Origin of the sequence: Streptomyces sp. NRRL WC-3618 (genome assembly GCF_001280005.1) — a bacterium.
Classification (GTDB): Bacteria; Actinomycetota; Actinomycetes; order Streptomycetales; family Streptomycetaceae; genus Streptomyces.
The window spans coordinates 1-22,753 of the sequence record NZ_LGDW01000038.1; the positions used below are offsets into that span (position 1 = coordinate 1).

Here is a 22,753-nt window from a genome sequence, read left to right on the forward strand (position 1 = left end):
CCTGCAACCTCTCCCTCGCCGCGCTCGCCCAGCCCCTCCCCGGACTCGACACCGTCTTCTACGAACAACGCCCCCGCTTCGACTGGCACCACGGACTCCTCATCGACGGCTCCACCGTCCAAGTCCCCTTCCTCGCCGACCTGGTCACCCTCGCCGACCCCGCCAGCCCCTGGTCCTTCCTCAGCTATCTCAAGAGCCGTGAGCGCCTCTTCCCGTTCTACTTCGCCGAGCGCTTCCACATGCGACGCGCCGAATACGACGCCTACTGCCGCTGGGTCAGCGAGAACCTCCCCCGACTCCACTTCGGACACCAGGTCGACGCCGTCCGCTGGAACCCCGAACGAGACGTGTTCGAAGTCGACTACACCCAACTCGACACCGACGGCGAAGCCGAGGCACTCGGCCGGACCTACACCAAGAACGTCGTCCTCGGCATCGGCAGCGAGCCCCACATCCCCGAACCTCTCAAACCCCTCGTCGAAGCCCCCACCGTGCCCGTCCTGCACGCCGCCGACTACCTCGCCCACCGCGACCGGCTCCTCACCGCCGAACACGTCACCGTCATCGGCTCAGGACAGACCGGCGCCGAGATCTTCCTCGACCTCCTCCGCCACCGCCCCACCGGACGCGAGAAAATCCACTGGCTGGGACGCACCGAGGCCTTCGCTCCCATGGAGTACTCCAAACTCGGCCTCGAACACTTCACCCCCGACCACACCCGCTACTTCCACGCCCTCGCCGAACCCGTACGCGACCGGCTCGTCGCCGCCCAGTGGCAACTCCACAAAGGCATCAGCGCCGACACCATCGCCGCCATCCACGACGAGCTCTACCGCCGCACCCTCCACGGCGGCTGGCCCGAAGCCGTCCTCACCCCCGGTGTCCACGTCCGCACCGCCGGCCGCGTAGCCACCACCAAAGTCGAACTCCACCTCGAACACACCCAACAGGGCACCCGCTCCCGCCTCACCACCGACGCCGTCGTCCTCGCCACCGGCTACCGCGACCGCCCCCTCGACCGCGTCCTCGCCGGACTCGACCCCTACCTCCGCCGCGACAACGCCGAACGCCCCCGCATCGACGAACAGTTCAGACTCGTCCTCGACCCCGCCATCACCGCCTCAGGCAGCCACGTCTACGTCCAGAACGCCGAACTCCACACCCACGGCGTCGGCACCCCCGACCTCGGACTCGTCGCCTGGCGCAGCGCCACGATCCTCAACTCCCTCACCGACAACACCCCCTACCCCCAGCCGGCCAGAACCGCCTTCACCACCTTCGGCCTCGAACAACCACTGTCCGGGGTCCCCACCCCCCGACAGAGCCAGGAACGAGATAAACGAGAAAAGGGCCAGCACCACGTGCTGACCCCCCTCGTGGACGGAATCTGAGGCACCCGCCGCCAGAAACCACCCCAGAAACCACCTCAGAAACCGCCGACTAGAACACCGGCGTACCGTCGCGCGTCAACTTCCAGTCGACCGACGCGAAGTCCTTCGGATCCAGCACACCCTTCGCCGTCACCCACTCGGAGATCCGCGTCCGGATCTCCGTCGACTCCGACCACACCTCCTGCGCCGACGCCACATGCGGGAACGCCCCGCCACCGTTGGCACGGTAGTTGTTCACCGCGAACACGAACTGCTGGGCGTCATCCAGCGCGGCACCGTTGTAGGCCAGGTTCTTGATCCGCGAACCCGGCGCCTGCGCGATGTCGATGTCGTACGTCAGCCCCGACACATAGTCGTAGTTGTAGTCCGGCCGGTTCTCCGCGTTCGTCAACTTCTCCACGTCGATGGCCGCGCCCGCCGCCGTCCGCACGAAGTACTGCGCCGAGTACTCCAGGTACGCCCGCATCTGCGCGCCCGTCATCAACTTCGCGACCAGCGTGTTGTCGTACACGTACAGACTCGACAGATCCCGGATCGTCACCTTGCCGGCCGGAATCTCCGACGTCCGCGAGAACGGCGACGCCTGCGCGATCACCGGTAGCGACGCATACGACGTCCCCGCCAGCGCCGCCCGCACCACGTCCTCCTGGACCCTCGTGATCAGGTCGATGATCGGGGCGTCCTTGTAACGAGCCTCCACCGTCGTCAACGTGTCCGTCGCCGTACCCACCACCTGATTGACGTACGCCACGACAACGGCGTGCTCGTCCTTCAGCAGCTTGGTGATCTTCGGGTCGTCCGCGACCGTCTTCGAGTCACGCACGGTCGCCGAGACCGACTCGACAGCCCACTTGCCCTTCTCGAAAACCAGCTCGACATCGAACAACGACAACCGCTCCGCGTACGCCAGCGGCTCCGACAGCACCACCGTCTTCCCCGTCGCCGTGTTCGTCACCTTCAACTCGGGGATCTCCGTGTGCGCGTGCCCGACCAGAATCGCGTCGATCCCCGGCACCTGCTGCGCCACGAGCGCCGCCGAGTTCTCGACGTACGGCAACTGGTCACCGTACGAAGAAGTCCCCGACGACCCCGAGTGCGCCGACACCACCACCACATCCGCGCCCATCGAACGAAGCTTCGGCACCCACTTCGCCGCCTGCTCCTCCAGACCCGGGAACGTCAGCTTCCCCTGCACATACGCCTTGTCCCAGATCGCGATACCCGGGTTCGTCAGCCCCAGCACCGCCACCTTGACCGGCGGAGCACCCTTCACATGGAACGTCTTCATGAAGAACGGAGGAAACGCCGGCTTCAGCGTCTTCGCGTCCAGCGCGTTGGCGCCCAGCAGCGGGAAACGGCACTGCGACTCGAACTTGCGCAGCGTCTCGATGCCGTAGTTGAACTCGTGGTTGCCCAGCGCCACCGCGTCGTAACCGATGGCGTTCATCGCCTGCGCCATCGGATGCACCGGACCACCCTTGGCGGTGATCGGGTCGACCTTCGCGTAGTAGTACGTCAGCGGGGTGCCCTGAATCGTGTCGCCCGCGTCGAGCAGCAGCGTGTTGCAACGCCCCTTCTCCCGGCGGACCTGCTCCACCAGCGTCGAGATACGGGCCAGTCCCTGCGCGTTGCCCTTCGCGTCGGAGTACTCCGCGTTCTTGAAGTAGTCCCAGTTGAAGACGTGCCCGTGCAGGTCGGTCGTGCCCATCACGGTCAGCGAGTACCGCTTCGCCGGCTTCCCGGGCTTCCTCACCTCCGCGGCCTGCGCCGCCGGCGCCACGACCGCACTGGTCAGCGCCACCCCCGCCCCGGTCACAGCGGACTTCTTCAGGAACTTCCGGCGGTTCAACGGCATGTTTTGGGCTCCTTGGGGAATGGTCAACGACGCGCGTAGATTCTGACCCGAGCATGACCGAACGCAACAGTCCCAGAAGGTTTCGATCTGGTGACCGGCAGACGTCACAACACCCGTCCGCACCGGCCCCACCAGTGACAGAGTGGGACGTATGACCGCCAGCCCCGAGCACCCCACCGCCACCAGTGCCGTCCCCTACGGCACCCCCGACGCCCCCCGCATCGCCGTCCGCGGCGAAGCCCACCTCGAGGTCGACCCCGAAATCGCCCGCATCGGCATCACGGTCAGCGCGAGGGGCACCGACCGCCGCTCGGCACTGGACGACCTGACCCAGCGCAACACCACCGTCCTCAACCTGGTCAAGTCATACGGCGAAGCAGTGGAACGCCTGGAAACGGGAGCCCTCTCCATCGCCCCGGAACTCACCAGGCACGGCCGCGGAGAACGCGTCCGCGCCTACCACGGCCGCGTCCACCTCACCGCCGAACTGACCGACTTCACCGCCCTCGGTGAACTCACCAGCCGCCTCGCCGACCTGGACCTCACCAGGATCGACGGCCCCTGGTGGGCGCTGCGCCCCGACTCCCCGGCCCACCGCGACGCCCGCCGACAAGCGGTACGGGAAGCGGTACAACGAGCCCGCGAGTACGCGGAAGCCCTCGGCACCACACTGGCGGCCCTCGTGGAACTGGCGGACGTGGGCGCGGAAGCCGCGCAGCCCATGGACTACGGCGTCCAGTCCCGCTCCCTCCGCCGGGCGGCCTTCGCCGGCGCCGAGGTCGCGGACGAGGCCGCACCACTCGATCTGGAACCACAGCGCCAACAGGTCTTCGCGCAGGTGAACGCCCGCTTCACGATGGTGCCGCCAAAGCTGTGAATCGGCGCGCCCAAATGCTCATCGGAGTAATGCCGCGCACACATAATCGGTTGTCAACAACCCTTCACGCAAAGGTTGTTGAGTAGTCATGCGGCGCCAATTACCTACCCGCCGGTAAGGCCTACGCTCGAAGTATGCGCCGAGCAAAGATCGTCTGTACCCTGGGCCCCGCCACCGACTCGTACGACCAGATCAAAGCACTGGTCGACGCCGGAATGGACGTAGCCCGCTTCAACCTCAGCCACGGCACCCACGCCGAACACGAGGAGCGATACCAGCACGTCCGCAAGGCCGCCGACGAGACCGGCCGCAGCATCGGCCTCCTCGCCGACCTTCAAGGCCCGAAGATCCGCCTCGGCCGCTTCACCGAAGGCCCCGTACTCCTCGAACGCGGGGACACCTTCACCCTCACCGTCGAAGAACACGTCGAAGGCACCCAGCACACCTGCTCCACCACCTACGCGGGCCTCGCCACCGACGTCACCCCCGGCGAACGCATCCTCGTCGACGACGGCAAGGTCTGCCTCGAAGTCACCGCCGTCGACGGACCCCGCGTCCACACCGAGGTCGTCGAAGGCGGAGTCATCTCCGACCACAAGGGCCTCAACCTCCCCGGCGTGGCGGTCTCGGTCCCCGCCCTCTCCGACAAGGACGAAGCGGACCTGCGCTGGGCGCTGCGCACGGGCTTCGACGTCATCGCCCTCTCCTTCGTCCGCAGCGGACGCGACATCGACGACGTCCACCGCATCATGGACGAGGAACACCGCCGCCTCCCCGTCATCGCCAAGGTCGAGAAGCCCCAGGCCGTCGACGCGATCGACGACATCGTCGCCGCCTTCGACGGCATCATGGTCGCCCGCGGCGACCTCGGCGTCGAAATGCCCCTCGAGCAGGTCCCGATCGTCCAGAAGCGCGCGATCAAACTGGCGAAGCGCAACGCCAAGCCGGTCATCGTCGCCACGCAGATGCTCGACTCGATGATCGAGAACTCCCGCCCGACCAGGGCGGAGGCCTCGGACGTCGCGAACGCGGTCATCGACGGCACGGACGCGGTGATGCTGTCCGGCGAGACGAGCGTGGGCAAGTACGCCATTGAGACGGTCCGCACGATGGCGAAGATCGTGGAAGCGGCCGAGGAGGACATCCTGGCCAAGGGCCTGCCTCCCCTGACGGAACGCAACAAGCCCCGTACCCAGGGCGGCGCGGTGGCCCGTGCGGCGGCGGAAATGGGCGACTTCCTCGGCGCGAAGTTCCTCGTGGCGTTCACCCAGTCCGGCGACACGGTCAAGCGACTGTCCCGGTACAGGTCCCCGATCCCCCTCCTGGCCTTCACCCCGGACCCGGCGACCCGGTCCCAGCTGACGCTGACGTGGGGCGTGGAGACGTTCCTGGGCCCGCATGTCGACTCGACGGACGCGATGGTGGACCAGGTGGACGAGCTGCTGCTGAAGTACGGACGCTGCCAGAAGGGCGACGTGGTGGTGATCACGGCCGGTTCCCCACCCGGCGTCTCCGGCTCCACCAACCTGGTACGCGTCCACCACATCGGCGAGGACGACGGTCCCAAGTAGAGGTCCACTGAAGGGCCCTTGGTGTTTCAGTGCTTGGGGCCCACGTGGGCGTCCATCAGGGCTACGGAGGCTTTGCGGGCGACGGAGATGTTGTAGGGGTTGCCGTTTCGGGTGCAGTGCGTCCACTCGATGCCCAATTTATCGAGGGTGTCGGTGTAGAGCTGCCGGATGTCGTCGGACACGTTGGTGAAGAAGTACCGGGGGTACTCGTAGCGCTTGCGCGTACCTCCGACCATGCGGGTCGTCCAGTTGGTGATACGGCAACCATCGGAATGGACAAGGCCGCGGATGAAATCCCAGGAGTGTGTGTCGACGATGACCTGCTGCCAAGGCTCGAGGACGATGCGGCGCTCGTGCTTCTTTCCAGGGCCATGCTGAGGAAAGAGGCAGGTCCAGTGCTTGGTGTATGACTTCACCTCGACGCAGCCTGTCCGGTAGCGCTGCCCGACGTTTGGAAGCGGCATCACTCTGCGCATGGCCTCCTCAGCGGCCGCGATCAGACCGGTCTGCGTGGCGTTGCAGAAGATAGACAGGTGGTGCTGCTTGCGCTTCGAAATGATGTGGCCGTCGCCGAGGTAAAGGCCGAGCAGGTACGCGTAGGCGACCTTATCGATCTCGCGCCCCGTGCATCGCGGACAGTCCGTGGGCTGCTCGTACTTCTCGCCGCGCGCCCTGCGGTCCTCACTGCGCCACCAGCCGACGGTTCCTCGCGGAATGTTGAGGCGCTCCACGACTGTGCGGTTGGGAATTCCCTGGCGCACGAGTGCGACTGCTTGGGCGCGGATCGAAGGACTGTGCTGTTCCATGTGGCCCAGACTGAGCGCCTGATTGTGGCGACACGCAGCAAAAAGCGGAGGTTCACGAGAACGTGAACCTCCGCTTAAAGGTGCCGGGTGCGGGATTCGAACCCGCATGCCCTTTCGGACAGATGTGTTTGAGACATCAGCGTATGCCATTCCGCCAACCCGGCTGGCCGACTCCAGAGGAGTGTACCGGGTCACCGCTGGAAGGTGCAGCTAGGTACCCTGCTGTCAGCAGCACCCCGCCTTGATCAAGGAGCCCCCGTGACCGCCCCCGAGTCGCCCCAGCCCGCAGACGCGCCCGACGACGACAAGTCGCACGTGCCTCCGCTGACGACCCGTGTCGTCATCGCCGAGGACGAGGCGCTCATCCGGCTCGATCTCAAGGAGATGCTCGAAGAAGAGGGTTACTCCGTCGTCGGTGAGGCCGGTGACGGTGAGGAGGCCGTGGAGCTCGCGCGCCTGCACCGGCCCGATCTCGTCATCCTCGATGTGAAGATGCCCAAGCTCGACGGCATCTCGGCGGCCGAGAAGATCGCCGAGGAGTCCATCGCGCCGGTCCTGATGCTGACCGCCTTCTCGCAGCGCGACCTCGTCGAGCGGGCCCGGGACGCCGGGGCCATGGCGTATCTCGTGAAGCCGTTCAGCAAGAGTGACGTCGTACCGGCGATCGAGATGGCGGTGTCGCGGTTCAACGAGCTGCGGACGCTGGAGAAGGAGATCGCGGACCTCACTCAGCGTCTGGAGACCCGCAAGCTCGTCGACCGCGCCAAGTCGGTCCTGCAGACGGAGTACGGCCTGTCCGAGCCGGCCGCGTTCCGGTGGATCCAGAAGACGTCGATGGACCGGCGTATGTCGATGCAGCAGGTCGCCGAGGCGGTCATCGCGGACGCCGAGGAGAAGAAGGCGGCCAAGGGCTGACGCGGCCACAGACGGATGTGGATGTACGAGGAGGCCCGCACCCCGGGTTGGGGGTGCGGGCCTCCTCGTACGTCTCGGACGTACCGTCGAGGGACTCAGTCCTCGCCCAGGTACGCCTTTCGGACTGAGTCGTCGTGCAGCAGTTGCTCGCCGGTGCCGGAGAGCACGATGTTGCCGACTTCCATGACGTGTCCCTGGTCGGCGAGGGAGAGCGCCGCCTGGGCGTTCTGCTCGACGAGGAGGATGGTCATACCGGAGGCCTTGAGTTCGACGATCGTGGCCATGATCTTCTGCATCATGATCGGGGAGAGGCCCATGGAGGGCTCGTCGAGCATGAGCAGTTTGGGCTGGGACATCAGGGCGCGGCCCATGGCGAGCATCTGCTGTTCGCCGCCGGAGAGGGTGCCCGCTGCCTGCTTTCGGCGTTCACCCAGGATGGGGAAGAGGTCGTAGGCGCGCTGGATGTCCTTCTCGATGCCTGCCTTGTCGGTGCGCAGGAACGCTCCGAGCTGGAGGTTTTCGGTGATCGTCAGCCGGGGGAAGATGTGGCGTCCCTCGGGGGAGTGCGCGAGGCCGAGGGCGACGATCTTGTGGGCGGGGGTGCCGGTGAGTGGCTTGCCGTCGAAGATGACGCGGCCGCCGCTGGGCTTGAGGAGCCCGGAGAGGGTGCGCAGGGTGGTGGTCTTGCCGGCGCCGTTGGTGCCGATGAGGGTGACGATCTGGCCGGCTTCGACGGTGAAGGAGATGCCCTTGACGGCTTCGATCTTGCCGTAGGCGACCTTGAGGTCTTCGACCTCTAGCAGTGCGGTCACTGGGCGGGTCCTTCCGTGCTGGTGTCGCTTTTCGCTCCGGAGCCCTCGGCGGCTTCGACTTCGGCGGCCTCCTCGGCGCCGGGGGCGCCTTCGAAGGGGGTGCCGAGGTAGGCGGCGATGACGCGGTCGTCGTTCTGGACGATGTCGGAGGTGCCTTCGACGAGTTTTTCGCCTTGGACGAGACAGGCGACGCGGTCGCTCAGGTTGAAGATGAAGCGCATGTCGTGCTCGATGACGAGGACGGCGATGCCTCGGTCGCGGATGGCGAAGACGAGCTCTTCGGTGGCGCGGGTCTCCTGGGGGTTCATGCCGGCGGTGGGCTCGTCCAGGAGGAGGAGGCCGGGTTCGCTGGCCATGGCCCGGGCGATTTCGAGCTTGCGCTGTTCGCCGTAGGGGAGGTTGCGGGAGAGGTGGTCCGCCTTGTGGGCGAGGCCGATGAACTCGAGGAGTTCCATGGCGCGTTCGCGGGAGGCGGCTTCGGCCTTGCGGAAGCCGGGGCCGCGCAGGAGGGCCGACCAGAGGCCTTCCTTGGTGCGGGTGTGGCGGCCGACGAGGACGTTTTCCAGGACGGTCATGTTGGCGAAGAGCCGGATGTTCTGGAAGGTGCGGGCGATGCCGGCGCTGGTCACCAGGTGGGGCTTGGGCGGGAGGACGGTGCCCTTGTAGGAGACCTTGCCCTCGGTGGGGACGTAGAGGCCGGTCAGGCAGTTGAAGAAGGTGGTCTTGCCTGCGCCGTTGGGGCCGATGAGGCCGACGATCTCGCCGGCGTTGACGGTGAGGTCGACGCTGCGTACGGCGGTGAGGCCGCCGAAGCGCATGGTGACGCCGGTGGCTTCGAGGACGGGGCTGGTGGCCGTGGTGGTGGTCATGGGGGTCACGCCCCTGCCTTGGTGACGCCGACGGTGGTGTCGGGGAGGCGGGATTCGGGGATGTCGAGTTGGTCTGTCTCGTGGAATTCGAGCTGGCGGCGTCGGTTGGCGATGATGCCTTCGGGCCGGAAGCGCATGAGGATCACGAGGGCGATGCCGAAGGCGAAGAGCTGGTACTCCTTGAGGAAGCCGAGCTTCTCGGGGAGGAGGTAGAGGAGTGTGGCGCCGAGGATGGGGCCGCCTACGGTGCCCATGCCGCCGAGGACGACCGCGGCGAGCAGGAAGGCGGAGTTCGGCGGGACGGAGCCGGCGAACTGGTAGGGGGCGGGGTTGACGCTGTAGCCGACGTGGGCGCTGACCGTGCCGGCGAGGCCGGCGAGGGAGGCGCCGAGTGCGAAGGCGATGAGCTTGACGCGGAAGCCGTTGATGCCCATGGCGGTGGCGGCGGTCTCGTCCTCGCGGATGGCGATCCAGGAGCGGCCGATGCGGGAGTCGGCTGCCCTGTTGAAGACGACCACGACGATGGCGGTGATGATCAGCATCAGCAGGAAGTAGTTCGCGAATCGGCCGAGGGTGATCGGGCCGATGTCGTGGGGTGTTCCGAAGTTGAAGCCGAAGATCTGCAGGTCGGGGATCATCGAGATGCCGTTGGGGCCGTTGGTGATGTTGGGGCCGGAGGTGCCGTCGAGGTTGTTGACGGTGATGCGGAAGATCTCTCCGAATCCCAGGGTGACGATGGCGAGGTAGTCGCCGCGCAGTCGCAGGGTGGGGGCGCCGATGAGGACGCCGAAGACGAGCGAGGCGAGCATGCCGGTGAGCATGGCGGCCCAGAAGGGGAACTGGACGCCGGAGAACCGGGAGAACTCGGAGCCGGAGACCAGGGCCGCGGCGTAGGCGCCGACGCCGAGGAAGGCGACGTATCCGAGGTCGAGGAGTCCGGTGAGGCCGACGACGATGTTGAGGCCGAGGGCGACGGTGGCGACGACGAGGATGTTCACGCCGAGGTTGGCGTTGTGCTCGTCGTTCTCGACGAAGGGGAAGAGCGCCGCGGCGAGGAACGCCATGGAGGTGGCGAATCCCTTGTGGCGGGCGTTGAGTGCCGAGATGCGGTCGAAGAGGCCGGCCGTGAGGAGTGCCCAGGCGCCGAAGATGACCAGCAGCAGGTAGCCCAGGAACGTTTCGCTGGCGTCCGGGTCGACGCCGATGCCGTAGGCGAAGACGACCAGGGCGAGGGCGGTGGCGGCGGAGATCACGAGGCGTTCGACCCAGTCGGGCAGTGCGCTCGCCGCGGGGATGTTCTCGGGCTTGGTGATGTAGCTCTTGGCGGTGTCGCCGGGCTGGGGGAGCGCGAGGGCTCCGACGAGGGACACCAGTGAGCCGATCGCGGCGATGTAGGCGCCGGGGTCGAGGGCGACGAGGCCCTTGAGGTCGACGGCGATCGCGATGGCGGTGAACCAGCTCACGGCGAAGGCGGAGGCTGCGGCGAGGACGACGGGCGCGACGGCGCCTGCCGGGTTGAGCCAGGTGAGGCCGCGTACGTTCCAGCAGGTGAGCGCGTACAGGAGCGTGAGTACGCCGGCTACGAGGGCGAGGATCTGGAGTCCGGCCGGGGAGCCGTAGTAGGTGAGGTCCCCGGGGAATTCGGACGTGTAGGTCCAGGACATGAACGTGCTGGCGATGGTGCCGACGGCGCCTGTGGCGACGAGGACGCGAGCGGCGTTCTGGGGGAGTGCGATGAGGCCGCGCGGGGCGGCCGTGGTCGTCTCGGTGGTTGCCATGGTGATCACGCCCTGTCCGCGACGCGTTCGCCGACCAGGCCTTGTGGCCTGAACAGCAGTACGAGGATGAGGAGGACGAAGGCCCACACGGAGGCCCAGCCGCCGCCGCCGAGCTGCTGCATGCCGGGGATGCCGTCGATGTACGAGGTGGCCATGGTTTCGGCGAGGCCGAGCACGAGGCCGCCGATCATGGCGCCGTAGATGTTGCCGATGCCGCCGAGGACGGCGGCGGTGAAGGCCTTGAGTCCCATCTGGAAGCCCATGTCGTACTTGACCGAGCCGTAGCGCAGGCCGTAGGCGACCGCGGCGACCGCGGCGAAGAACCCGCCGATGGCGAAGGCGATCACGATGATGCGGTTGGTGTCGATGCCCATGAGCTGCGCGGTGTCGGGGTCCTGCGCGGTGGCCTGCATGGCGCGGCCGGTGCGGGAGAGGTTGACGAAGAGCGCGAGGGCCGCCATGCACAGGGGGGCGGCGACGATGACGAATACGGAGCCGCTGTTGATGCTGACGGAGCCGATGTGCAGGGGGCCGAAGTCCAGCTGGGGGAAGTTCCGGTCGGTCTTCGCGTCGGGGTACCAGTTGAAGACGGCCTGCTGGAGCGCGAGGGAGAGGCCGATGGCGGTGATGAGGGGTGCGAGGCGTGGCGCTCCGCGTAGCGGTCGGTAGGCGAAGCGTTCGGCTCCGACGGCGATGAGGACGGAGACGAGCCCGCCGCCGATGAGCATCGCCGGTAGGGCTAGCCACATGGATGTGCCGTTGGGCAGGACGTAGAGATAGACCGTGAGTGCGCCGAAGCCGCCGGTCATGAAGATCTCGCCATGGGCGAAGTTGATGAGCTGGACGATGCCGTACACCATCGTGTAACCGATGGCGATCAGCCCGTACATCGAGCCGAGGAACAGCCCGTTGGCCAGCTGCTGCGGCAGAGTGTGCACCGCATGGCCTCCATGTGGGTGGGTGGGGAGTGAGCAGGGCGTGAAACGGGCCGCGCGGTGACGTGTGGTCGTGGCCGCGCGGCCCGGGGTGGTGCTAGCGGCGGTGGAGATCAGCCGTTGAACGTGCCGCTCTTGACGGCCTTCCACTTGCCGTCGACGACCTGGTAGACGGTGAGCTGCTTGTTGGTGGTGTCGCCGTACTCGTCGAAGGCGACGGGGCCGGCGATGCCGTCGAACTGGGTCTTCTGCACCTCGGCGACGATCTTGGCGCGGGCGCCGTCCGGGACCTTGCCGTCCTTCACGACGGCGCCGATCGCCTTGATGATGGCGGTCGCGGCGTCGTAGGAGTAGCCGCCGTACGTGCCGTAGTCGCCCTTGAGGCCGGAGGCCTTGTACTTCTTGATGAAGTCGGCGGCGGAGGGCAGGGAGTCGACGGGCGCGCCGACGGAGGTGACGAGGTCACCTTCGGAGGTCTTGCCGGAGGACTCGATGTAGGTCGGGGTGAACATGCCGTCACCGCCGAACAGCGGGATCTTGGCGCCGCCGTCCTTGAGCTGCTTGGTGAGCTTCTCGGACTCGTCGTACTGGCCGCCGTAGTAGACGATGTCGGCCTTGGAGTTCTTGATCTTGGTGACGAGCGCCGAGAAGTCGGTGTCGCCGGTGTTGACGTGGTCCTCGCCCGCGACCTTGCCGCCGGACTTGGTGAAGCCGGCCTTGAAGAGCTTGGCCAGCCCGGCGCCGTAGGTCTGCTTGTCGTCGACGACGAAGACGTTGCGCTTCTTGAGCGTGGTGTACGCGTACTCGGCCGCGAAGCCGCCCTGGAGGGCGTCGGTGGTGGCGGTGCGGAAGTACGTCTTGAAGGGACGCGACTTCGCCGTCTGCCAGTTCTTGCCCTGGGTGAGCTCGGGCGCCGTGTTGGAGGGCGAGATCTCGACCAGGCCGGCGGTGTCGAAGACCTGCTGCATCTGGGTGGCGACACCGGAGTTCAGCGGGCCGACGACGCCGAGGACCTTGTCGTTGCTGACGAGCTGCGTGGCGTTCTGCTGGCCGCTCGCGGGGATCGCCTTGTCGTCCAGCGCCAGGACCTTGAAGGTCACGCCGGGGACGGTGTTGTTCTTGTTGGCGTCGTCGACGGCGATCTGCACGCCACCCTGGATGCCGAGGCCCGTGGCGGAGTTCTGGCCGGTCAGCGGGGCGTCCACGCCGATGATGATCTCGGTCTTTTTGCCGTCGTTGTCGCTGCCGCTTTTGTCGCGCGAACCGCAGGCGGTCAGCGCGAGTGCTCCGGTGGTGAGCATGGCGGTGAGTACGACGAAAGAGCGCTGACGCACGTGTAAATCCTCTCCCTGGCGCAGCGGCCCTGCTGGGCTGCCGTGTGTCTCGCCGGGCCGTACTGGGGTGGAGCAGGTCGTTCTGTTGACGCGCCCGGCGGCGCGGTGACTGGCCGTGACTCTAAGCCCCTCATGGGGTGGGAGCATATGGGTGGGCTTGCTTGTGACTTTCTTGTTATGACCTGCCGGTTGGTGATCCTTAACGAAGGCTGATCTCAGCCACTTTGGCCGGAATTCTCGGTGGTCCATATTCTGAGAATTGAGGGAGTCCGGTTGCCTCTGCCTGTGGCCTTGTGCTTGGCCGCGGGGGCACTGGGTGGCAGGCCCTGTTGACGAGCTCGGAGAGGTCGTCGGGGTAAGCGCCGCCGAAGATGAAACGGTGCTGCTGTATTGCGCGTGTGTTACGCAGCGTTACGTCAAGAAATGTACGGTCGGCGCCGAGGGGAATGTTCGCGCAGTCGGTCACGGATATCTGGACGGTGATCCGGAGGGTGGTCCCGGCGTTGATGGTGGGGGTCTGCGCGGGGGAGATGCGGGCGGTGAGACCGTCCGGTCCGGCGCCGGTGGCGCGCAGGGTGACGGGTGGCCCGCTGTGTACGGTCACCGCGAACCGGAACAGGCCGCTCGCGGGCGCGGAGTCGAAGGTCGCGGCGAGTCCGGTGTACCGGAACGTGGTGACGTTCGCGGGCCAGGGCATGCGGACGAGGGTGCGGGTGGGGGCGGACGGCTCCGGGGGCAGGAAGGCGATCACCGCGGCTGCCGTGGCGCCGAGCGCGGTGGCGCCGACAACGGCTCTGCGGACGCGCGGCGACTGGGCCTGCCAACGGTCCCTGAAGCGTGGTGTGTCGGCGCCGATGACTTCGTAAGTCTCCTGCGTGTCCGCCGAGTTGACGGGCTCTATGGGGCCGATGCCGGTCATGGTCGCAGCCTCATGGGGGAACGGTGGACCTCCGGCCCGTCTGGGGGCCCTCCCTCTGGGGGAGTTCGAGGACGGGGCCCGGTGAGGGCCCGTAGGGGGTTTCGGGGGTGCCGCCCCAGGGGTGTGGCGGGAAAGGGGGGCGCGGGCGGGGGGGACACCCTCAGCCCGCCGCAGGGGCGTCCCGCAGCAGGCAGGTCAGACGCGCCGTGCACACGCGCTTGCCGGCCTCGTCCGTGATGACGACCTCGTACGTCGCCGTCGACCGCCCCCGGTGCACCGGTGTGGCCACGCCGGTGACCAGTCCGGAGCGGGCCCCGCGGTGGTGGGTGCAGTTCAGGTCCACGCCCACGGCGATCTTCGAGCTGCCTCCGTGCAGCATGGCCCCGACCGAGCCCAGGGTCTCGGCCAGTACCGCGGACGCGCCCCCGTGCAGCAGTCCGTACGGCTGGGTGTTGCCCTCGACGGGCATCGTGCCGACGACGCGGTCGGCCGACGCCTCCGTGATCTGGACGCCCATCCGGTTGCCGAGGTGTCCCGCGGAGAACATGGCGACCACGTCGATACCCAGTGCCGTGTACTCGTCGATGACCTCTTGCGGGAACTTCACGTGCTGCTGCTCACCCATGGGGCCCCGGCTCCGTTCTTCGTGATCGGTACGGCGTCCGCACACCTGCGTCCATCCACTGAGCAAACGCTCAGTCGGTTGCCGATTGTTCCAGACGCACGACCACGGATTTGCTGGCCGGGGTGTTGCTGGTGTCGGCGGTGGCATCCAGCGGGACCAGGACGTTGGTCTCCGGGTAGTAGGCCGCCGCGCATCCCCGGGCCGTCGGGTAGAACACGACCCGGAACCCGGGGGCGCGGCGCTCGACGCCGTCCGTCCACTCGCTCACCAGGTCGACGTACGACTCGTCGGCGATCCGGAGGGCCCGCGCGTCCTCGGGGTTCACCAGGACGACTCGGCGGCCGTTCTTGATGCCCCGGTAGCGGTCGTCCAGGCCGTAGATCGTGGTGTTGTACTGGTCGTGCGAGCGCAGGGTCTGCAGCAGCAGGCGGCCCTCGGGGAGCCTCGGGAACTCGACGGGCGCCGCGGTGAAGTTGGCCTTGCCGGTCGCCGTCGGGAAGCGGCGCTCGTCGCGGGGGGCGTGGGGGAGCGTGAAGCCGGCCGGGTCGGCCACGCGTGCGTTGAAGTCCTCGAAGCCCGGGATCACGCGCGCGATGCGGTCGCGGATCGTGGCGTAGTCCTTCTCGAACTCCTCCCAGGGCGTGTGGGACTCCTCGCCCAGGACGCGCCGGGCCAGACGGCAGACGATGGCCGGTTCGGACAGGAGATGTGTGCTCGCCGGCTCCAGGCGGCCCCGGGAGGCGTGCACCATGCCCATGGAGTCCTCGACCGTCACGAACTGCTCCGCGCCTTTCCCGTTCGCGCCGGCCTGGATGTCCCGCTCGGTGCGGCCGAGCGTCGGCAGGATCAGCGCACGCGCGCCCGTGACGACGTGCGAGCGGTTCAGCTTCGTCGACACGTGCACGGTGAGGCGGGCGCGGCGCATGGCCGCCTCGGTGACCTCCGTGTCGGGGGAGGCGGAGACGAAGTTGCCGCCCATGGCGAAGAAGACCTTCGCCTCGCCGTCGCGCAGGGCGCGGATGGCCTGTACGACGTCGTAGCCGTGTTCGCGCGGCGGGGCGAAGCCGAACTCCTTCTCCAGGGCGTCCAGGAAGGCGGGCGCGGGGCGTTCGAAGATGCCCATGGTGCGGTCGCCCTGCACGTTCGAGTGGCCGCGCACCGGGCACACGCCGGCGCCGGGGCGGCCGATGTTGCCGCGCAGGAGAAGGAAGTTGACCACTTCGCGGATGGTGGGCACGGAGTGCTTGTGCTGGGTCAGGCCCATCGCCCAGCACACGATGGTGCGCTCGGAGGCCAGCACCATGGCGAGGGCTTCTTCGATCTCCGCGCGCGTGAGGCCCGTCGCGGTGAGCGTCTCGTCCCAGTCGGCGGCGCGGGCCGCCTCGACGAACTCCTCGTAGCCGTGGGTGTGTTCGCGGACGAAGGACTCGTCGACCGCGCCCTCCGTGTCCAGGACGAGCTTGTTGAGGAGGCGGAAGAGGGCCTGGTCGCCGCCGATACGGATCTGCAGGAACAGGTCGGTGAGGGCCGCGCCCTTGAGCATGCCCTGGGGGTTCTGCGGGTTCTTGAAGCGCTCGAGACCGGCCTCGGGCAACGGGTTGACGCTGATGATCCGCGCGCCGTTCGCCTTCGCCTTCTCCAGGGCGGAGAGCATCCGGGGGTGGTTGGTGCCCGGGTTCTGGCCGGCGACGATGATGAGGTCGGCCTTGTAGAGGTCCTCCAGGAGGACGCTGCCCTTGCCGATGCCGATGGTCTCGGAGAGCGCGGAACCCGACGACTCGTGGCACATGTTGGAGCAGTCGGGGAGGTTGTTCGTGCCCAGTTCACGGGCGAACAGCTGATAGAGGAAGGCCGCCTCGTTGCTGGTGCGGCCCGAGGTGTAGAAGAGGGCCTCGTCCGGCGAGCCGAGGGCCTTGATCTCCTCCGCGACGATGTCGAAGGCGCGGTCCCAGGAGACCGGTTCGTAGCGGTCGGCGCCCTCGGGCAGGTACATGGGGTGGGTGAGCCGGCCCTGCTGGCCCAGCCAGTAGCCGCTGCGGCCGGCCAGGTCGGTCACGGTGTGGGCGGCGAAGAACTCCGGGGTGACACGGCGCAGGGTGGCTTCCTCGGCGACCGCCTTCGCGCCGTTCTCGCAGAACTCGGCCGCGTGCCGGTGCTCGGGCTCGGGCCAGGCGCAGCCCGGGCAGTCGAAGCCGTCCTTCTGGTTGACGCGCAGGAGGGTGAGCGCGGTGCGCCGGACGCCCATCTGCTGCTGGGCGATGCGCAGGGTGTGGCCGATGGCCGGCAGCCCGGCCGCGGCGTGCTTGGGGTCGGTGACCTGCGGCGCGTCCTGGACCGGATCACTCTTCGGCGGCTTGCTGGCCATTGCTGAACCCCTTCACTTGCACGTGTCTCTCCGCTTGCACGTGGTGGGCTCGCGCACGGCTCGCCTGCGTGTGTGCCACCCGATTGATCCTCGCACGGGGCGGTGACAGTGGTGTAGGGGGTCCTGGACGGCTCGGGCGGGGCCGGGCGGCCCGCGTTGTCAGTGGCACGTGGCAGGATCGGGGTCGTGGCAGAAACAGCATCGAAGAAGACCGAGAAGACCTCCGGCACGGGCCGCCCCCGGCTGATGCTCATGGACGGGCATTCGCTGGCGTACCGCGCGTTCTTCGCGCTGCCCGCGGAGAATTTCACGACCGCGACGGGTCAGCCGACGAACGCGATCTACGGCTTCGCGTCGATGCTCGCCAACACGCTGCGCGACGAGGCGCCCACGCACTTCGCGGTGGCGTTCGACGTGTCCCGCAAGACCTGGCGCTCCGAGGAGTTCACGGAGTACAAGGCGAACAGGTCGAAGACGCCGGACGAGTTCAAGGGACAGGTCGAGCTGATCGGCGAGCTGCTCGACGCGATGCACGCGGAGCGGTTCGCGGTCGACGGCTTCGAGGCCGACGACGTCATCGCCACGCTGGCCACGCAGGCCGAGTCCGAGGGCTTCGAGGTGCTGATCGTCACCGGCGACCGGGACTCCTTCCAGCTGGTCACCGAGAACACGACCGTGCTGTATCCGACGAAGGGCGTCTCGGAGCTGACCCGCTTCACTCCGGAGAAGGTCTTCGAGAAGTACGGGTTGACGCCGTCCCAGTACCCGGACTTCGCGGCGCTGCGCGGTGACCCGTCCGACAACCTGCCGGGCATCCCGGGGGTCGGTGAGAAGACGGCGGCGAAGTGGATCAACCAGTTCGGGTCGTTCGCGGACCTGGTCGAGCGGGTCGAGGAGGTCAAGGGCAAGGCCGGGCAGAACCTGCGCGACCACCTGGAGGCCGTCAAGCTCAACCGCCGGCTCACGGAGATGGTCCGGGACGTCGAACTCCCGAAGACGGTCACGGACCTGGAGCGTGCGGCGTACGACCGTACGGCGGTGGCGCTGGTCCTCGACACCCTGGAGATCCGCAACCCCTCGCTGCGCGAGCGGCTGTTGGCGGTCGATCCGGGCGCCGAGGTGGCCGAGGCCGGACCAGTGGCCGAGGGCGGCGTCACGGTGGACGGGACGGTGCTCGGCGCGGGTGAGCTGGCCCCCTGGCTCACCGAGCACGGCACGACGGTCCTCGGCGTCGCGACGGTCGACACCTGGGCGCTGGGCAGTGGCTCGGTCGCCGAGGTCGCGCTCGCCGCGCCCGGGGGAGCGGCGGCCTGGTTCGACCCGGCGGAGCTGGACGAGGCCGACGACACCGCGTTCGCCGCCTGGCTGGCCGACGCGGACCGGCCCAAGGTGTTCCACAGTGCCAAGGGTGCGATGCGGGTCTTCGCGGAGCACGGCTGGACCGTGGCCGGGGTGAGCATGGACACGGCGCTGGCCGCGTACCTGGTCAAGCCGGGCCGGCGATCCTTCGACCTGGACGCGCTGTCCCTGGAGTACCTCGGCCGTGAACTGGCGCCCGCGGCGACGGCGGACGGACAGCTGGCCTTCGGTACGGACGAGGGTGCGGAGGCCGACTCCCTGATGGTGCAGGCCCGCACGATCGTCGACCTGGGGGTGGCGTTCGGCGAGCGCGTCCAGCAGGTCGGTGCGGGGGAGCTGCTGCGGGACATGGAGCTGCCGACGTCGGCGCTGCTGGCCCGCATGGAGCGGCACGGCATCGCGGCGGACCGGGCCCATCTGGAAGCCATGGAGCAGATGTTCGCGGGCGCGGTGCAGCAGGCGGTGAAGGAGGCGCACGCGGCGGCCGGTCACGAGTTCAACCTCGGCTCGCCCAAGCAGCTTCAGGAGGTCCTCTTCGGGGAACTGGGCCTGCCGAAGACGAAGAAGACCAAGACGGGCTACACGACGGACGCGGACGCTCTGGCGTGGCTGGCGGCCCAGACGGACAACGAACTGCCGGTCATCATGCTCCGCCACCGCGAGCAGGCGAAGCTGCGCGTCACCGTCGAGGGCCTGATCAAGACGATCGCGGCGGACGGCCGTATCCACACGACGTTCAACCAGACGGTGGCGGCGACGGGCCGGCTGTCGTCCACGGACCCCAACCTCCAGAACATTCCGGTCCGTACGGACGAGGGGCGGGCCATCCGCCGGGGGTTCGTGGTCGGCGAGGGCTTCGAGTCGCTGATGACCGCGGACTACAGCCAGATCGAACTGAGGGTGATGGCCCACCTCTCGGAGGACGAGGGCCTGCTGGAGGCGTTCACCTCCGGTGAGGACCTGCACACCACGGTCGCCTCCCAGGTGTTCGCGGTCGACCGCACGGCGGTGGACGCGGAGATGCGCCGCAAGATCAAGGCGATGTCGTACGGCCTGGCCTACGGACTGTCGGCCTTCGGCCTGTCCGGGCAGCTGAACATCGACGCGGGCGAGGCACGCGGCCTGATGGACACGTACTTCGAACGCTTCGGCGGCGTACGTGACTATCTGCGCCGGGCCGTCGACGAGGCACGGGCGACGGGTTACACGGAGACCCTCTTCGGCCGCCGCCGTTACCTCCCCGACCTGAACAGCGACAACCGGCAGCGTCGCGAGACGGCCGAGCGCATGGCGCTGAACGCCCCGATCCAGGGCACGGCGGCGGACATCGTCAAGATCGCCATGCTGAATGTGGGCCGGGCGCTGGAGGAGGCGAAGCTCAAGTCCCGCATGCTGCTCCAGGTCCACGACGAAATCGTCCTGGAGATCGCCCCGGGTGAGCGCGAGGCCACGGAGGAACTGGTCCGCCGGGAGATGGCGGGCGCGGTGTCCCTGCGGGCCCCGCTGGACGTGTCGGTGGGCTCGGGGCTCGACTGGGAGTCGGCCGCGCACTAGCGCTCCACCGGAGGGGCGGTTCGGCTGGGCGGGGCGGCTGCCTCGGGCCGGTTGGGCGGCTCGTCCTTCCCTCTCATCGGGCGGGTGGGGGGCTGGTCGCGCAGTTCCCCGCGCCCCGCCCGGCCCCCGGTGGGCCCGTCACCCGCGTGGCCCTCGCGAACACGCCTCCCCAGGGTCCGGCCGCCAGGATGCGGGCATGGGTATACGCACGCTCACCCGCTGGACGGCCCCCGCGCGGCCCTCTTCGAAGCCGGCGTTCGCGGTGGACGCGAGTACCGTCCGCATTCCTGGCAGCGGCCCTGTCCCCGCGTCCCTCGGATGCCGTGCTGAGGTGCTACGGCGCGTCCTCACGCCGCCCGCCCGTATCCGCCGTGCGCACCTCGGCCCGCGCTCCGGCCTTCTACTGTCCGGCCGAACCCTGGCCTGGCGCCGCTGGGCCGGCTGGGGGCGCGACTGGCTGCGCCGGCCGCTGCACGGCGGTCAGCGAGAACCCGTACGCCCGCCGGTACGCCCGCCCGCGTGATCCTCCGCGGTCCCCTCCGCAGCGTCTCCCACACGGCTCTCGGCACGGAGCCCGCCAGCTTCCGGGGCGGCGGCCTCGGCCCGCTCACCGGGACGCCACGCCCTGACGCCCGCCGCGTAGAGGATCAGCCCCGACAGCAGGCCGGCACCCACGCCGAAGCACAACGTCGGGATCACCTCCCACGGTCTGGCCGTCGCCCCCCAGGCCGCCCACCAGTGCAGCACCCGCTGCACCGCGCCCACCGTCGCGCAGCCGCCGATCACGGCGCAGGCCAGCCACCGGTCCCGTACCGACAGCAACGGCACGCCTGTCGGCAGGCCCGCGCCGGTCCGCCGTAGCGCGTAGTACACGAAGCAGGCGATGACCACCGCGGCCAGTGCCGACGTGCCGTACTGCAAGTACCAGTAGAGAGGTGAGCCCGCCAGCGTGCGCTCCAGGACGGGAAGGAGCCGCACTCCCCACCGGTCGTGGTGGGTGAACGCGTCCCAGACGACATGGGACAGGGCGCCGAGGGCGGCCGAGGCGTACCACCGCAGGGCGAGGGAGGGTGTCACGCGCGCGCGTGAAGTTCCACAGCGCAGCAGGGTCGCCGTCCGGCTCTGCCGGGCGCGGGGCAGCAGGGCCACCAGCGGCTCGCGCAGAAACAGCCACAGGGCCACCAGCGCCCAGGCGACGACCACGTCGAACGTGAAGACGCCCGGGAAAGAGTGGGTGAACTCGCCGAACTCCATTGCCCTGGGCAGGACACTCGCCGCGAAGTAGGTCAGGTCGGGAGAAAAGGAACCGGCGACCAGTACCGCCGGAATCAGTCGGCCGCGTCCTGTTCCGTCGGCGCGCACGGCGGGCAGTACGGCCGCCGCATGGCTGAGAGTGAACGGCAACTGGACTCCCTGGAACAGATGTTGACGGTGGGTGAACCGGCCGGGTGATCACCGGCGTCCAGTATGCGGGACGGTCGCAGGCTGCGGCGGGCGGTCATGAAAGGCGTGGAGGGTATGCGTGAAAAGCGGCAGGCGGGTCACCCGGGCCCGCGGAACGCGACAGATTCACAGGTGGCCAATCGGTGAATATCGGGCACGAACGGGTGTCCGCGCAACGTAAGTTGTCGTAGGGTCGCCTGGGTCGGTCTGCTGGGGAGCATGGCTGGACATGTGAGCGCAACATAGACCGAACGCGCGAACGGGGCAGGGAATCGGGCGAAATGGCCGGTTTGCAGGACTGGCCCGGACCGGACGAAAACCAGGCGGAACAGGGCGGCTTGCCGCCTGCGGGAGGGGTTCTCTGTATGGCGGCGTACATCGGCAGGAGGCTCCGCAACGGGGCGGCGACCACCGCTGCGGCCGCGCTCGCGGTCGCAGCTCTGTCCGCGTCCCAGGCTCCCGGCACGACGGTCGACGACCACGGCAGACAGGCCGCCAGTGACTCCCAGCCCGCGTCCGAGGTAGCGGCCGGCGACGACGGCGCGACCGGCAACTCGCCGTACTACACGGACCTTCCGCCGCTGAACAGCCCGAACCCCAGCCCGAGTCCCTCGCCGTCGCCGGTCATAGGCACGCCCGTCGCGCGCGGCGAGGCCGAGGCCGGCATACCCGCGACCGTCCTCGACGCCTACAAGAAGGCCGAGGCGGCGCTGGGCAAGGCCAAACCCGGCTGCAACCTGCCCTGGCAACTCCTCGCGGCCATCGGCAAGGTCGAGTCCGGGCAGGCCCGCGGCGGCCGGGTCGACGCCAACGGCACCACGACCAGCCCGATCCTCGGCCCGCAGCTCGACGGCAACGGCTTCGCGCTCATCAAGGACACCGACAACGGCGCGTACGACGGCAACAGCAGCTACGACAGCGCCGTCGGCCCCATGCAGTTCATCCCGTCCACCTGGGCTTGGGCGGGCCGCGACGGCAACGGTGACGGCAGGGAAGACCCCAACAACGTCTACGACGCGGCCCTCGCCGCCGGCCACTACCTGTGCCGGTACGGCTGGGACCTGTCGACGCGGGCCGATCTCAACCGCGCGATCCTCAGCTACAACAACTCCACGGACTATCTGAACCTCGTCCTGTCGTGGCTGGAGTACTACCGCAAGGGCACCCACGAGGTCCCGGACGGCACCGGCGCGCTGCCCTCGGGCCCGCCTTCCGGCCGCGGTGGCCACCACCCCGGGACACGCCCCTCCCCGGGCGCGCCGACACCGGGCCCTCGTCCGGCCACGCCGGGTACGGGCAAGCCGGGTACGGGCAAGCCGGGTACGGGCAAGCCGGGTACGGGCAA

Annotated in this window: 18 protein-coding genes and 1 tRNA gene; 7 read left to right on the plus strand and 12 right to left on the minus strand. The window is 68.5% G+C overall.

The genetic code is table 11. From position 1 onward, the window contains the following. The coding region (locus tag ADL01_RS05800) for a lysine N(6)-hydroxylase/L-ornithine N(5)-oxygenase family protein (protein WP_053740804.1) at window positions 1–1,391 on the plus strand (1,391 nt) is incomplete at its 5' end. A 49-nt stretch (window positions 1,392–1,440) separates the two neighbouring features. Here ADL01_RS05800 and ADL01_RS05805 read toward each other — a convergent pair. After that, window positions 1,441–3,246, minus strand: a complete 1,806-nt coding sequence (locus ADL01_RS05805; protein WP_053740805.1) for a bifunctional metallophosphatase/5'-nucleotidase — start codon at window positions 3,244–3,246, stop codon at window positions 1,441–1,443. 151 nt (window positions 3,247–3,397) lie between these two features. On the opposite strand from ADL01_RS05805, the gene ADL01_RS05810 reads away from it, so the two are divergent. Together ADL01_RS05810 and pyk are read left to right on the plus strand one after the other, a co-directional pair. Further along, window positions 3,398–4,123: an SIMPL domain-containing protein gene (locus ADL01_RS05810; RefSeq protein WP_053740806.1), complete on the plus strand. Its 726-nt coding sequence runs from the start codon at window positions 3,398–3,400 to the stop codon at window positions 4,121–4,123. Between the two features lie 134 nt (window positions 4,124–4,257). Then, window positions 4,258–5,694, plus strand: a complete 1,437-nt coding sequence (gene pyk, locus ADL01_RS05815; RefSeq protein ID WP_053740807.1) for a pyruvate kinase — start codon at window positions 4,258–4,260, stop codon at window positions 5,692–5,694. A 26-nt stretch (window positions 5,695–5,720) separates the two neighbouring features. On the opposite strand, the gene ADL01_RS05820 is transcribed toward pyk, so the two are convergent. Together ADL01_RS05820 and ADL01_RS05825 are read right to left on the minus strand one after the other, a co-directional pair. Beyond that, window positions 5,721–6,500, minus strand: coding sequence for a hypothetical protein (locus ADL01_RS05820; RefSeq protein ID WP_053740808.1), 780 nt, complete (start codon window positions 6,498–6,500; stop codon window positions 5,721–5,723). Window positions 6,501–6,581: 81 nt separating this feature from the next. Beyond that, window positions 6,582–6,664, minus strand: a tRNA-Leu gene (locus ADL01_RS05825). Between the two features lie 94 nt (window positions 6,665–6,758). On the opposite strand from ADL01_RS05825, the gene ADL01_RS05830 reads away from it, so the two are divergent. Continuing rightward, the gene (locus tag ADL01_RS05830) at window positions 6,759–7,415 is read left to right on the plus strand and encodes an ANTAR domain-containing response regulator (RefSeq protein WP_053740809.1); all 657 of its coding nucleotides are present in this window, start codon (window positions 6,759–6,761) and stop codon (window positions 7,413–7,415) included. Between the two features lie 95 nt (window positions 7,416–7,510). On the opposite strand, the gene ADL01_RS05835 is transcribed toward ADL01_RS05830, so the two are convergent. From ADL01_RS05835 to ADL01_RS05870, 8 genes are all read right to left on the minus strand, one after another. Then, window positions 7,511–8,227 carry an ABC transporter ATP-binding protein gene (locus ADL01_RS05835; RefSeq protein WP_053740810.1) on the minus strand — a complete coding sequence of 239 codons (717 nt, stop codon included), beginning with the start codon at window positions 8,225–8,227 and terminating at the stop codon, window positions 7,511–7,513. Then, window positions 8,224–9,096 (minus strand): ABC transporter ATP-binding protein, encoded by an 873-nt coding sequence (locus ADL01_RS05840; protein WP_053740811.1) that lies wholly within the window; start codon window positions 9,094–9,096, stop codon window positions 8,224–8,226. Before ADL01_RS05840 ends, ADL01_RS05835 begins: the two co-directional genes overlap by 4 nt. A gap of 5 nt (window positions 9,097–9,101) precedes the next feature. Then, window positions 9,102–10,874, minus strand: a complete 1,773-nt coding sequence (locus ADL01_RS05845) for a branched-chain amino acid ABC transporter permease (RefSeq protein WP_053740818.1) — start codon at window positions 10,872–10,874, stop codon at window positions 9,102–9,104. A gap of 5 nt (window positions 10,875–10,879) precedes the next feature. Beyond that, on the minus strand, window positions 10,880–11,812 hold the full coding sequence (locus ADL01_RS05850) for a branched-chain amino acid ABC transporter permease (protein ID WP_053740812.1): 933 nt from the start codon (window positions 11,810–11,812) through the stop codon (window positions 10,880–10,882). Window positions 11,813–11,922: 110 nt separating this feature from the next. Next, complete coding sequence (locus ADL01_RS05855; protein WP_053740819.1) at window positions 11,923–13,110, minus strand: branched-chain amino acid ABC transporter substrate-binding protein; 1,188 nt, start codon at window positions 13,108–13,110, stop codon at window positions 11,923–11,925. Window positions 13,111–13,342: 232 nt separating this feature from the next. Then, entirely contained in the window at window positions 13,343–14,062 is a 720-nt protein-coding gene (locus ADL01_RS05860; protein ID WP_053740813.1) for a hypothetical protein, read from the minus strand. A 160-nt stretch (window positions 14,063–14,222) separates the two neighbouring features. Beyond that, window positions 14,223–14,687 (minus strand): PaaI family thioesterase, encoded by a 465-nt coding sequence (locus ADL01_RS05865; RefSeq protein WP_053740814.1) that lies wholly within the window; start codon window positions 14,685–14,687, stop codon window positions 14,223–14,225. Between the two features lie 70 nt (window positions 14,688–14,757). Beyond that, entirely contained in the window at window positions 14,758–17,052 is a 2,295-nt protein-coding gene (locus ADL01_RS05870) for an FdhF/YdeP family oxidoreductase (protein WP_053740815.1), read from the minus strand. A 186-nt stretch (window positions 17,053–17,238) separates the two neighbouring features. Between ADL01_RS05870 and polA the strand changes: the two genes are divergently transcribed. After that, the gene (polA, locus tag ADL01_RS05875; RefSeq protein ID WP_053740816.1) at window positions 17,239–19,965 is read left to right on the plus strand and encodes a DNA polymerase I; all 2,727 of its coding nucleotides are present in this window, start codon (window positions 17,239–17,241) and stop codon (window positions 19,963–19,965) included. 196 nt (window positions 19,966–20,161) lie between these two features. Further along, window positions 20,162–20,488: a hypothetical protein gene (locus ADL01_RS44505; protein WP_159049460.1), complete on the plus strand. Its 327-nt coding sequence runs from the start codon at window positions 20,162–20,164 to the stop codon at window positions 20,486–20,488. Here the strand turns inward: ADL01_RS44505 and ADL01_RS05880 are convergent. After that, window positions 20,446–21,369, minus strand: a complete 924-nt coding sequence (locus tag ADL01_RS05880) for a DUF4184 family protein (RefSeq protein WP_053740817.1) — start codon at window positions 21,367–21,369, stop codon at window positions 20,446–20,448. The two genes, ADL01_RS44505 and ADL01_RS05880, sit on opposite strands and share 43 nt — an antisense overlap. Before the next feature lie 404 nt (window positions 21,370–21,773). Here ADL01_RS05880 and ADL01_RS05885 point away from each other — a divergent pair. Further along, window positions 21,774–22,753: lytic transglycosylase domain-containing protein (locus tag ADL01_RS05885; RefSeq protein ID WP_159049461.1), on the plus strand; the 980-nt coding region annotated here is incomplete at its 3' end.